This window comes from Moorena sp. SIO4G3, assembly GCF_010692305.1.
Classification (GTDB): Bacteria; Cyanobacteriota; Cyanobacteriia; order Cyanobacteriales; family Coleofasciculaceae; genus Moorena; species Moorena producens_A.
The window spans coordinates 1-12,993 of sequence record NZ_JAAHIG010000254.1 but is presented as its reverse complement, the minus strand read 5'-3'; the positions used below and the strand labels follow the sequence as shown (position 1 = coordinate 12,993).

The 12,993-nt window shown below is 41.0% G+C and carries 13 protein-coding genes and 1 pseudogene; 10 read left to right on the top strand and 4 right to left on the bottom strand.

What is annotated here, in order from left to right; translation table 11 throughout:
* The 4 genes from F6J99_RS31370 to deoC all read right to left on the bottom strand — a co-directional run.
* Nucleotides 1-687: MFS transporter (locus F6J99_RS31370; protein WP_293118823.1), on the bottom strand; the 687-nt coding region annotated here is incomplete at its 3' end.
* Nucleotides 688-754: 67 nt separating this feature from the next.
* Nucleotides 755-1,690, bottom strand: coding sequence for a DNA repair protein RecO (recO, locus tag F6J99_RS31365; RefSeq protein ID WP_293118827.1), 936 nt, complete (start codon nucleotides 1,688-1,690; stop codon nucleotides 755-757).
* Between the two features lie 11 nt (nucleotides 1,691-1,701).
* Nucleotides 1,702-1,863 carry a hypothetical protein gene (locus F6J99_RS31360; protein WP_293118821.1) on the bottom strand — a complete coding sequence of 54 codons (162 nt, stop codon included), beginning with the start codon at nucleotides 1,861-1,863 and terminating at the stop codon, nucleotides 1,702-1,704.
* Nucleotides 1,864-2,061: 198 nt separating this feature from the next.
* Complete coding sequence (gene deoC / locus F6J99_RS31355) at nucleotides 2,062-2,742, bottom strand: deoxyribose-phosphate aldolase (RefSeq protein ID WP_293118825.1); 681 nt, start codon at nucleotides 2,740-2,742, stop codon at nucleotides 2,062-2,064.
* A gap of 653 nt (nucleotides 2,743-3,395) precedes the next feature.
* Here deoC and F6J99_RS31350 point away from each other — a divergent pair.
* From F6J99_RS31350 to F6J99_RS31305, 10 genes and pseudogenes are all read left to right on the top strand, one after another.
* Nucleotides 3,396-4,673 (top strand): lipid-A-disaccharide synthase-related protein, encoded by a 1,278-nt coding sequence (locus F6J99_RS31350; RefSeq protein ID WP_293118819.1) that lies wholly within the window; start codon nucleotides 3,396-3,398, stop codon nucleotides 4,671-4,673.
* Nucleotides 4,674-4,799: 126 nt separating this feature from the next.
* On the top strand, nucleotides 4,800-5,606 hold the full coding sequence (locus F6J99_RS31345) for an aldo/keto reductase (protein ID WP_293118817.1): 807 nt from the start codon (nucleotides 4,800-4,802) through the stop codon (nucleotides 5,604-5,606).
* Between the two features lie 497 nt (nucleotides 5,607-6,103).
* Nucleotides 6,104-7,414, top strand: coding sequence for a DUF3326 domain-containing protein (locus tag F6J99_RS31340; RefSeq protein ID WP_293118815.1), 1,311 nt, complete (start codon nucleotides 6,104-6,106; stop codon nucleotides 7,412-7,414).
* Nucleotides 7,415-7,467: 53 nt separating this feature from the next.
* Nucleotides 7,468-8,649 (top strand): TauD/TfdA family dioxygenase, encoded by a 1,182-nt coding sequence (locus F6J99_RS31335; protein ID WP_293118813.1) that lies wholly within the window; start codon nucleotides 7,468-7,470, stop codon nucleotides 8,647-8,649.
* 18 nt (nucleotides 8,650-8,667) lie between these two features.
* Nucleotides 8,668-9,510 (top strand): TauD/TfdA family dioxygenase, encoded by an 843-nt coding sequence (locus F6J99_RS31330; protein WP_293118811.1) that lies wholly within the window; start codon nucleotides 8,668-8,670, stop codon nucleotides 9,508-9,510.
* A 33-nt stretch (nucleotides 9,511-9,543) separates the two neighbouring features.
* Nucleotides 9,544-11,298: a beta-eliminating lyase-related protein gene (locus F6J99_RS31325; protein WP_293118809.1), complete on the top strand. Its 1,755-nt coding sequence runs from the start codon at nucleotides 9,544-9,546 to the stop codon at nucleotides 11,296-11,298.
* A gap of 213 nt (nucleotides 11,299-11,511) precedes the next feature.
* Complete coding sequence (locus tag F6J99_RS31320; protein WP_293118807.1) at nucleotides 11,512-12,327, top strand: FkbM family methyltransferase; 816 nt, start codon at nucleotides 11,512-11,514, stop codon at nucleotides 12,325-12,327.
* 74 nt (nucleotides 12,328-12,401) lie between these two features.
* Nucleotides 12,402-12,557, top strand: a complete 156-nt coding sequence (locus tag F6J99_RS31315) for a hypothetical protein (protein WP_293118805.1) — start codon at nucleotides 12,402-12,404, stop codon at nucleotides 12,555-12,557.
* On the top strand, nucleotides 12,558-12,749 hold the full coding sequence (locus tag F6J99_RS31310) for a hypothetical protein (protein WP_293118803.1): 192 nt from the start codon (nucleotides 12,558-12,560) through the stop codon (nucleotides 12,747-12,749).
* Between the two features lie 22 nt (nucleotides 12,750-12,771).
* Nucleotides 12,772-12,993: pseudogene (locus tag F6J99_RS31305) on the top strand (cephalosporin hydroxylase); the annotation flags it as partial.

Below are 12,993 nucleotides of genomic sequence, written 5' to 3'. Positions count from 1 at the left end.
CAACCTATCCGCTAAGGCTAACAACGGTTCACCCACAGCAAAACCAATGATTAAGGAAGCCATCATGGTTGTAGTATATAGAGAGTTGGCCGACAGTAGGTGGTGCGGTTTCACAATCAAGGGAATTACCGCTTGTTCTGCTGGGGCAAAAAATTGGGTCAGGGTAGAGACTAGAAACGTAATCACTAATAAGACATAAAAGCCCAGTGGCAGATTGGAGACTGATGTCGAGCCTTCAGTTAAAGACAACAACCCAGGCACTAACAACACCAGTGCCCCTCGCAACAGATTGGTTAGTACCAGCACATCTTTTTTTGACCACCGATCCACATAGACCCCAGCCAAGGAACCAAATAGAACGGCTGGGATGGTAAAGGCAATCATGACCGCTGATACCCAGCCACTGATAGTTTGATCAGCGTCTTGAAAGCGACTGGTTATCAAGGCAATCATTAACACCAGATAAACCTTGTCTGCTAGCTGAGAGAAGACTTGACCACTCCATAGGGCTAAGAAGTTGGAATTTTTTAGAACTGGTATAAATCCTTTATCCGGGGATGAATCCAGTTCCTGATCCCTTAGATCATCACTGCTCGATGAGGGGTTTGCCACCAAATCTGATTTGGTGAAATCAGACGTGGGGTCTGGGGAGTGTTTTTGGTTTTTTCCAGTCTCCGATGATTGCATTCTGGCTTTTCTAGGTTAGGCTTTTTTATTACCAGTAACAACTTTTTTCAATAGTCATTATTTACTATTAATTAACAGACGACAACGAATCGACTAAAGCCGCTGAGCGAATTGAGCGACCAAAGTGATACTGAGCGTAATCTCGCAAAATTCGCTCCAGCTTCACCCAGAGTGAATCTACAGACTCAGCCGCTTTCGACCCTGCCAATTGGTCTTTTAATAGTGTACTCAGCTGAGGTAATTCAGCAGCTGCCAGTTGTTGAAGCAGAGTTAACTCCAGAGCATTCAGCTTATGATTTACTCGTGGAGGAGGGGGTAGGATGATATCAGTATCAGGGTTGTCAATGGTTTCACTCAAGCTCTGTGCTTGATTTGGAATAGTTTGATTCGGTAAATGGTTCCGATTGGACTCATGAGTAACTAAACTAATAGTTCCACCTGCTTCTACACTAAAACCAACCCGCCAATTCGGGTCAGTTAAATCTGGCCTTAAACTGTGTTGTGTGATACAACACAATTGTACTTGAGGTGCAATTCCGGCCAGGGCAAGCAGGTGAAAGACACCATGGGACAAATGGGCTAACACTAAAGACAACCCTGAGGGATTAGCTGTAATTTTAGGTAACTGCTCCAGACGCCGTAGATGTTCATTAAGTAGTTCGTAGAGTTCTTCCTGAGGCTGCTCACTCAAAGCATGACAGAGAACTAATTCTGCCAGATACTGGCTAGCTGCCAGTTTACTGAGATCTTGACTCAATCCTGGGTAGGATTCTGTACTTTCTGCTTGGATAATTTTATCTAGCGATCGCCCTTTTGCCAGCAGTAGTTGATTGACCACAAACAAGCCACTCCTACCACCTAATTTCGATTTCTGCTTCCTGGCCCCTGGTGCCACTACCCGAATCAGACCCAACTCCCTAGTTAAAATTGTCAGCAACCTGTCCGCTTCCCCCAGCGGTATACTTTTGAGATTAATTCCAGTGGCTTTGTAGGTTTGACTCATTATAGCGGTTTTTAATTTTGTGAGGTACAAATTTTTGGTTTTAGGGAACAGGGAACAGCGGATCTGGGAATCGGGAATCGGGAATCGGGAATCGGGAATCGGGAATCGGGAATCGGGAATCGGAAACACGGAAGAGATAATAGGGAAAAGGACAAACCTTTTGTGTCCCTCATTAGGCTAAAAATAAATAGAGCCAGGTTTACTTGTTAATTTGTTGTTTTTTATGTCAGCTATCAGCTATCAGTATTCAGCCGTTGGCCTGGGGCTGAACGCGCACGCGTGCGTGGCACAGGCTTCTAGCCTGTGATAAGTGCGCATATGCTAACTTTTTAAGTTTCAATTTCCTATTTTTAATTTTTAATTTTTAATTTTTAATTTTTAATGTCTAGGTTATCCCGTTGTCGCAACAACTCAGGACCACGAGAGGTGCCTAGCCTGGTTGCTCCAGCAATGACTAAATCGAAAGCTTGCTGGATGGTTCGGATACCTCCTGATGCCTTGATTCCAACTTGTCCCTTAGTCACTTTTTTCAACAATTTGACATCATCAACTGTGGCACCACCATTCCAGCCAGTGCTGGTTTTGATAAATTGCGCCCCAGCATCCATACAGATTTCCGCAGCAAGACGTTTTTCCGTATCACTCAGCACAGTAGTTTCCAAGATGACTTTGACAGTTTTACCCGTTTCTTCACAGATTTGGGCAATTTCTTGGTAAAGTTCCTCTGTTTTACCGGCTTTCAAACCACCGAGGTGAATCATTACATCTAGCTCTGTCGCTCCATTTTCCACTGCCTCTTGGGCTTCATAAAGCTTGGCACTGGGGGTTGTAGCACCACTGGGAAAACCAATGACCGTACAAACCTTTGGTACTCTACTATGCAGGATTTCAGCCGCTTGTTTAACGTAAACTGGCGGGACACACACTGTAGCAAACTTATATTGGTCTGCCTCTTGACACCATTTTTCTACCTGCTCTGGTGTAGCCGTGGGAATAAGCAGGGCATGGTCGATTAGGGGAGCAATATCAATGTCTGGATAGTCTATATCCATTGCCATATCAGATACGTAAGTAAAAATCAACCAACTTTTAAGTATAACAGTTAACTATCAATCCCCAACCCTTAAGCGTTAGATCACCCAGGGAAAACTCATACAGTTTTACAAGAGTAATATTCAGCTAGACTTTAACTATTTGACACTATATAATAATGGATTACGGCGATTTTAATAAACATGTAGTGATGGCCTAATCAACCCGATAACCATTTACTATAGTGATGAATAAAATTCGTTAGTTACCGAACATAGTGTGTATAAAACCGCGCTTATTAATTACTAGGTATGCTTGATTGTTTTTGATATCCAAAAACAATCATTATCTTAAAAATATCTAAGGAAAATTATACTAATTGTTGTATAAAATATTTACAAATAAAGTGCGGCATCTCCAAAATATTGTGTACATCATTACTATCATAAACCCTATACATTATTGCCTTGAACCTCGAACCTTGAACCTCGAACCTTGGCCAAAAGGCTACGCGCTTCGCAGCAAAGCGGGACTTCGTCCATCGCGTTCAACCTTCAACATTAAACCTTAAACCTTAAACCTTCAACATTAAACTTTCAACATTAAACCTTCAACATTAAACCTCGAACCTTCAACCAACCAAAGTCCTAGTTATCTTAAAACCTGAGTAACCATGCGTTTACTATGCCTGAGCAATGGTCATGGAGAGGATGTGATTGCTGTCCAAATTCTACAGGAATTGCAACATTACTCTACTTGTCCAGAACTAGCCGCCTTACCCTTAGTTGGGGAAGGAAAGGCTTATGTGCCATTAGATATCCCTATTATCGGCTCCGTTGAGCAGATGCCATCGGGTGGATTTATCTATATGTCCCAACAGCAAGTGTGGCGTGATGTGCAGGGAGGCTTAGTGCAATTGATTTTGTCTCAATTAAAAGCAATTCGCCGTTGGGCTAAATTAGGGGACTTTATCCTAGCAGTAGGCGATATCGTACCACTGTTGTTTGCCTGGTGGAGTGGTTTACCCTATGGCTTTGTTGGTACTGCCAAATCGGAATACTATTTGCGGGATGAATCGGGATGGTTACCCAATCGACCCCGTTGGGAAGGGTGGTCAGGCTCAGTTTATTTGCCTTGGGAGCGTTGGCTGATGTCTAATCGCCGTTGTAATGGGGTTTTTCCTAGAGATACCCTGACCACACAGATCTTAAAGCAGTGGTCTATCCCAGCTTTTGATCTGGGTAATCCCATGATGGATGGGATTTATCCAGACTATCCAGCACCGATGGTTTATGACAAAGATGCAGAATTAAACGAAACTAAGCGTACCCTAACCATTACCTTACTACCGGGTTCGAGAATACCCGAAGCTTATCACAATTGGCATCAAATCATCTTGGCAGCATCAGGGTTACTGGATACTTTTGCTTCGCGATCGCTTTTATTTCTCGCTGCCATTGCTCCAGGATTAAGCCAAGACCCTTTACGGGAGGTTTTAGTCGCTCATAGTTGGAGTGAAGTCACCCTGCCATCCCATCCATTCAATTTTCAGCTCCAGGACAAACAAGCTTTGGCCTTTACCAAGCAAAATGGCACACTGATTTTAACCCAGAACGACTATAACCTCTGCCTGCTCCAAGGGGATTTCTGTATCGCCATGGCAGGCACAGCCACAGAGCAATTTGTCGGGTTAGGAAAACCAGCCATTGCCATGCCAGGAGTTGGTCCCCAATATACCCCTGCTTTTGCCGAAGCGCAAACTCGCTTGTTAGGTCCATCGTTAGTAATAGCACAGCAACCAGAATTTGTAGCAAGCATAGCGAAAGAGTTATTCCAGAATCCCGACAAGTTACAGCTGATAGCAGAAAATGGTCAGCGACGCCTTGGTCAACCAGGGGCAGCAGCTCGGATTGCTAAGTGTTTGATCGAAAAGATGAATGATAAATTATGAATTATGAATTATAAATTAGACATATCAGATGTCTATTATATCTGGCATATATGGGGCTGTTTTAACAGTTATATTAAAACTACAATTTTTACACCTTAACAACAATTATAAAGGTTATAGATTGCGATGGATATTCAGACTTTGAGTGGTAGTCCTGTCAGTAGTTTGGGTCTGGGAGCTAAAAACCCAATGGATACAACTTGTGTAGAGATTGCTTACCAGGCTGGAATCAATTACTTCTTTTTTTACAATCTCAATTACACCAGTTTCCTAGAAGGACTAAAGCCTATTCTGGCAGCTCAACGAGATCAAGTGGTAGTTTCCACGGGCAGTAACAGTCGCGATCTTAACCAACTGCGCGAATATTTAGACCAAGTTCGTTCGTTGCTTGATGTGGATACAATAGATGTTTTCTTTTTGGAATATATCTCCCCTAAAGATGATATCGACCAGGTTGCAGTAGCCTTAAACCAGATCCATACCTGGAAAACTGAAGGATTAATCCGCTATGTTGGCGCAACAACCCATAACCGCCAATTAGCACTACAATTATTGAGAAAGCAGTCCTGTGACGTGCTGATGCATCGTTACAACATGGCCCATCGCAAAGCGGAAGTAGAAGTGTTTCCTGCTGCGCTCAAAGCCGACATTCCAGTAGTTGCGTTTACTGCCACTCGTTGGGGTTCGCTGTTGCAAGGGCATAAAGACTGGAAAAATCCAGCTCCAACTGCTGCTGACTGTTATCGCATGGTCCTGCGTCAACCAGCGATTCGCTTAGTCCTAACTGCACCTAAAACTGAATCTGAATTAGTTGAAAATATCAGGATTTTGCAATCTCCTGAGTTATCTCTTCAGGAAGTAACCCATTGGCAAACCTATGGCGATCTAATTTATGGAACTGGCCAGGATAGCTTCGATAATCAATGGCCTTAATTAATTAATATCATCTGCGGTTGAACACTTATAAATAGTAGGTAATAGGGAACAGCGGATCTGGGAACAGGGAACAGGGGATTAGGAGGGAGATTACCTACGAAAAGGAAGCTATGTTTTTTAAACTGATTATCTGAACATGATATAATATTGTGCTTGCATAAGTCGGGAACTTTGGCTCGGGCAAATTCGCAGCAGCAGGGAATAAAAATTGACGAAACCATTATAAAAAAAGGGATGCAGCCCGGTCTGCTCTGGGTTTGTTGCAAAACTTAACATTTTTTCTACGATAAAAAGTAATTCTTACGATACACTGGCTAAGTGGAAAACTTAGGAGGCAAAGAGATGAAAGCTCAAAAATGGATAACCCCAAGTTTTCGCCCTTGCTGAATCAATGGAAATTAGACCGCTGAGTTAAATCGTAAGCTAATCGATGATTAGTGTAAAACTCATGCGGTTGGTTGAATCAGTTGTTAGATGATAAGTAAATACAGAGAATGACCCAAGTCTATACCAAAGATTTTGAAATTCAATGCCCTCCCTCACAGCGCACCTGGAGAGAAATTTCCCAAAAAATTGCTGCGCTTCCCTTACCAGGTGTTCCCATTCGCTTGATTTTAACCAAGGTTGAAGGAGATACGCTAACTTTTGAATCCAGCTTTATCGATACAGACAGAGAGCCGGTTTGGTCATCATTACTAGACATTAATATTCGTCAACGGGTTTCTAACCAACCGTTTGTGGCAGTTAGTATTATTCCCACCGGAGTCAGAGCAGAAATTGGTGGTTTTGCCGGAGATGCTACTCCCAGTACCAATCTGTTAGCGACCGCTTGTGACTATCTGGTGACAAATCCCAATGCCGTTACTGCGTCGGATATCTATTTCGGTCAGGATAATGTGCTTTATCTGGAAGGGAATCTGATTTGTCAGTTACTACTGGGCAATATTGGGGTTATTCCAGAGAAGCGCGAAAACATTGCAGCAATTATTGAAAAACCAAAAGATGAGCGATTTTTAAACAATGTTATTAATGCGCTCAATGGCTTGCGTGCTGTAGGGGGAATTAATATCGACCCTGTAGTGGTAACAGGTGGCCCAGTGGAAACCGCCTGTACCTATTCCCAGTATGGTAATGCTTCCGGGGAATTTAAAGGTATGGACGAGTTGATGAAGGCTCTAGATGTGGTGGAAAATTCTTCGGCTAGGGCAGTGGCTTTAATGACTACTTTGCAAGTAGACGATAAAATCCGTCAAGCTTACTACCGAGGGGAATCTATCCCCAATCCTTGGGGCGGTGCGGAAGCAATTATGACCCACATGCTCACTAATTTTTATCCCTTTACTGCTGCCCATGCTCCCTTATTATTGGAGTGGGAACATACGGGATTTGGTAAATTAGTAGACCCTAGGGATGGAGCAGAATTAATTTCCAGTGCCTATGTTTGTTCCCCCCTCAATGGTTTAATCAATTCTCCCCGTCCGGTAAGGTTTGATACTCCCGTAGCCCCAGGGGAAACCAGGATATCGGTGGAGAATGTTTCGGCGGTAGTAATGCCAGAAACAACCGTGGGAAATATACCTTTCCTCGCTTCTTTAGACCAAGGCGTTCCCGTAATCCTAGTTAAAGATAATACAACTAAATACGATATTACTCCTGAAAGATTGCAAATCGAGACTCAGGGCAACCCGATATATCGTGTCAATAGCTACATGGAGGCGACGGGATTGCTATTAGCGTTACGCAATGGTATTGCAGTGGAAAGTACAATTCGTCCAATACCACAACTTCAGCCGATTTTTCTGTAACAAAGCCTGAAACTTGATATTGTATAAAGCTTAGAGGAGTAAGTTTTATTTTAATGAATTGTGCTGAAAAATATCAATTATCTTCATCATCTCAAAACGTTAAAGTTCAATCTTGGCAGACTAGTGACAAAGGCATCGAAGTGGATTTTGTATCTAAATTCACCAATAATTTCGATAGGGTAACCTTGCCGTGGATGTGGCTACGAGATCACTGTCAATGTAGTGAGTGTTTCACTTCTAGTGCCCAGAGAGAATATGATGTATTCATTGGCTGGGAGAAATTTAGGTGGGAAGAAGTCGTTGTGGATACTGATACCGCAGGGCTGATAATTCAATGGCAGGATAATCACAAAAGTTACTTTTCCTATGATTGGCTATGGGGAATGCTTAATCTTGAGAACTCCGTAGCAGTAGATGAACGAAAATACTGGAGTGATGATTTACCAAGTCTTGATTATCGAAGTGTCATTGACACAGATATCGGATTAAGGCATTTGGTTGAACATCTCACAAAAGTCGGAGTATGTAAAGTGATTGGTGCGAAGGCGAGTAAAGCTGAAGCGGCTCAACTTATGCACCGAATTGCCTATCTTCGTCAGAGTAGTTTGGGAAACATAATCGAAATTAAACCATCAATTAATTCCGACTATGATGAAACCCATCTTCATACCGATGGAGCTTTTAATTACGACCCACCAGGTATTAAATTAGTTCAATGCCTCGACCAATCTACTTCACCCTGGGAAATGATTTTTGTTGATGGTCTGGCGCTTGTTGACAGAATTAAAAGCGAAGCACCACAGACTCTAAGTTTATTACAAAATAATCCTGTCTCTTATCAGTACCTGAGGCAGGATATTAATCTGATTGCTTCAGATCCGATTGTGACCCTAGATAGTTATGATCGACTCAAGCGTATACGCTACAATCCGAAAGCACAACTTCCTGTTGCTGAGCAGGATTTGCTAAACAAACAAGCGTTGCAAGCTGCTTTGAAGCAGTTTGAGGCATGGGTTGAAGACCAATCCCAACAGCGAAAACTCAGCTTGAATTCAGGAGAAATGGTGCTGTGGGATAATTGGCGTGTCTTGCATGGTGGTAGTGCCATGAATGGGAATCATTACCTAGCTATGTGCACAGCAAATATGGAAGATTTCCATAGTCGTCTGCGCGTAATTCAGAACCAATCCTATCAACGTCCAGTTCCCCAGGCTCGTGAAAAGAAAGGGGTTTAAATTATAATAATTTTAAGCATGACAACCTTAAGCACCATTGACAAACATTCGACTCACCAAAATTTAATCCTCTGGACAGCAAACACATTTGCTAATGGGCTACCCACAGTCACTTTCAATGAAGTAATGACTGAATCTAGGGGATTAAAAAAATGGTTAGAGAATATTGCCTGTTATGGTCTGGGAATGGTGTCAAATACACCACCAAATCGTGAAGCAACCAAAGCACTGATGGAACGGGTAGCCTATATTAGGATGGACATTTTTGGCGGTTTTGCTGACTCCGATATTAGCGAACCCCATGCTGATAGCGCCTATTCCAATGGGTATCTGGCAGCCCACACCGATGGAACTTATTCCTACGACCCCCCTGGACTGATTGTATTTCACGTTCTCGATCGAGATTATATTGGTGGAGAGAGTATTTTCATAGATGGCTTCTATGCTGCGGAAACCCTTCGGAAATCATCTCCTGAGGCTTTTTCCTTACTTACCAAGGTGGAAATGCCCGGACACTATTTAGAAGTTGATACCCATTTAGAAACCAGGCAACCTCTTATTAAACTTGATGGGGAAAACCAGATAAAACGAATTCGCTTCAACCACATGGATAGGGCACCTTTTTACTGGGGAGAACAAACAGCACAGGTTTATGAAGCTCTTTGGGAATGGCGTAAAATTATTGATGATCCAGCCAATCAGTATCGGTTTCGCCTCGCTCCTGGAAATGCTCTTTTATTTGACAACTGGCGTTTGTTGCATGGACGAATGGCTTATGAAGGGGAACGACGTATGGTGAACAGTTATTTAAATATGGAAGACTTTGAAAGCCGACTGAGAATACTTAGAACCAATACTTAGAACAACTTTCTAGAGTAATACTTCCTACTAAAAATGCCCATGAATTCCCAAAGTCCTCTAAAATCCCCAGTTAATGCCAAGATCAGAGGTCTGGCCTCAGATAATGAGGCTGGAGTCGATCCCGAAATTATGAAGGCTATCCTAGCCGCTAACCAAGGACACGCTCATGCCTATAGCGAAGATGAGTGGACGCGCTTAGCTATGGAACAATTCCATAGAAATTTTGGGGCTGATTGTCAGGTATTTTTTACTTTCGGTGGGACTGGTTCCAACGTATTCGCTTTGGCTTGTTTGTGTCGCTCCTTTGAAACCATATTCTGTTCTAGTAAAGCACACCTCTACCATAGTGAATGTGGGGCTGTGGAGAATTTCATTGGTAGTAAGTTAGTTCCGATTGAAACTGCTGATGGGCATCTGCGACCTCAGGATATTGAAAGTTACTTGTATTGGCAAGAGGACGTCCATGCCTCTATCCCTCGTGTGATATCCATAACCCAGTCCACGGAACTGGGAACGGTGTATCGTCCCCAGGAGATTTTAGCTTTAGTGGAATATGCCCATCAGCACGGTATGAGGGTTCACATGGATGGCACACGTCTTGTCAATGCTGCAGCTTCACTTAATTGTTCCTTGGGTGCGCTGACGACGGAACTCGGTGTTGATGCTATATCCTTTGGGGGAACCAAAAACGGGCTTTTGATGGGAGAAGCAGTCATATTTCCTAACTCTGACCCCTCGTTATCTCGGAATTTTTCGGCTATCTGGAAACAAAGTATGCAGATGCCTTCAAAAGCTCGATTTATCGCCGCCCAGTTTTTAGCGTTACTCAAAGATGACCACTGGCTGCAAAATGCTAGCCATGAAAACAAAATGGCTAAGTATCTTGCCGAACAAGTATCTACCATACCTGAAGTTGAGATAGTATATCCTGTCGAGACCAATGCTGTCTTTGCGAAAATTCCACCTAATTGGATCAAAGCTCTGGTTAATGTTTGTCATTTTTATGTTTGGGATAGTTCTACTGGATTAGTGCGATGGATGACCAATTTCGATACTCAGCCTGAAGATATTGATCTATTTATCGACAAGCTTTCTTCTCTTTCTATGACTTCGGTGAGCCCTGAAAATGCCATTACCTTAGAACAGAGGATGTCCAGAGAACAAGCTAAAGATATTTCAGAAACAAGACCTTGGTTATCTAGGATTTGTGATAGCCAAAGCACTGAGGAATTAAAAACTAATTACGATAGTTGGGCAAATACCTATGATGTAGATGTAAGAGAAGATTGGTCTTTTATGCCTGCCAACATAGCACGGACATTAAGCAAACTGCTTCCTAATAAAGATGCCACAATCTTAGATGCTGGTGCTGGAACAGGGTTAGTAGGTCAAGCCTTAGCCCAACAGGGATATACTAATCTGACTGCTGCGGATTTGTCAGAAAAAATGCTGGCGATCGCTAAAGAGAGACAAGTCTACAAGGCTCTCCATCAGTGTAATTTAGAAGATTCCCAAATTTTTAGCAATTTAGCAAATTTTGATGCTATTATTGCAGCAGGAGTTTTTGCTTATGCCCATGCTGGTGTTAAGGTATTAAACAATCTATTCTGCTTTTTAAAGGAAGAAGGAATTTTTTTATTAACCATACGGGAAGATTATCGCCGTGAAATGCAGACAGCCTTAGATAAATTACCGTGGACATTAGTAAGTGAAGAGGATTTTCCTATATATGACGAAGCTAGGTTGATGTATCTGTTGGGTTTAAAAAAAAGGAAAATTAATAACTGATATTAAGTCAAAATATAGTATTTCTATAGTCTATGAGGTATACCCTTTGTTCCCTGTTACTCGTTCCCTTAATCCTAGAATTTTTATACCTTACCAACATGATAACAGCTATAATTTAATTCTTACTATAAGAATAAACGAAGGACGCTAAATAGGTAGGTTTCAGAAAATAATAATTACAGGAATTTTACTAATCAAAAATTATTGATAATCATGAAAAATTCAAAGGACTTTGATTTAAATTTTTTTGATAATTTAGCTTTGTTAAAGCAACAGTTATTTGACTTATATGCTCAAGATGAATACTTCAAAAAGTATTTTTTAGGACAGGAGATACTATATGACTTTTTTCTATTTCCCACTATTTTTAGAAAATTTCAAATTCAACCGCGTGGGGTTCTCTATCTAGGTGGTCATAAAGGTGAATTATTATTGCAGTTTTGTTTGTCAGGGTTTATTAACATTCTAGTAGTTGAACCAATTCCTGAGTTACTTCAAGAACTAAATGTCAAAATTGATATTACAAAGCATCTATTAGAATCTTATGAACTCTTATTTGAAGAGAAACTGATTAATTCTATAGAATCCGTGCAATGTGCTATTGGTAATAAAAATGAATTAGGAGATTTTTACGTTATGAAAGATAATTCATTAAGTTCCGTGTTTAGACCTAATACCAAAGTTTTTAAAGAACAAGAACATTCTTTAGATTCCCAGATTAATAACTGCATTGTAGTGCCAATTAAAACAATTGATAATATTATTCAGGAATCTTCACAAGCTTTTTCAGATTTTAATTTTTTATATCTCAATGTTCAAGGAGCTGAATTACGGGCTTTAGAAGGAGCCAAAGAAACTTTAAATCATCTTGATTGTATTTTTTTAGAGAAAAATTTTGTAGCTCGCTATGAAAACTCTCCTACTCCAGAAGAATTAGATCAGTTTATCTTAGAATCTAATTTTATCAAAGCATGGGAATACCATGAAAAACATTATGGTGTAGGTTATAGCTTTTATATGAAGAAATAATCTTATTTGAATCCTAAAATTTAGGATATCATCAAACTTAATGTCAGCAAATATCTAACATAACAGGAAAAACCATGAATAAATCAAAAATAAATCTAGGTTTAAAAGAATTAAAAAAAGAATGGGAACCAAAAGGTTTTAAATGCGAAATTTATCAAACAAATTATGTGGAGTCTTGGTCAAATCCAGGTCATAAAACTGATGAATTTATTATCCTTATAGAAGGATAAATGGATATTTATTTTCAAGATAAAACTTACTATCCTGCCATTGGGGAAATATTCAAAATACCTGCTAAAGTACCTCACAAAACTAGATATGGAAATTCCACCTGTCTGTATTGGATCTATGCTTTTAATTGGCAGTGGAATGGAGATGGGGTTGGTATTGAAGAGGGGACAATTACGATCACCAGAAGTTAAATCTGTTTGAGGAGTGATCGCAATGAAGAATCAAAGTGCTGATCAATCCATTAGATCTGATCAAGACATCTCACAGAATAAAAGACTTGTCAAAATTTCTGAGCGAGAAGATATCTGCTCCCTTCCCAAGGGGATTTGGAGACCTCTGACTGAAAACTATCATTTACAAACCTGGAAAGGGATACCAATGGACAAAAGTCCTATAGAAATTGCCCTTTATCCAATGCTGATTTACGAACTCCAA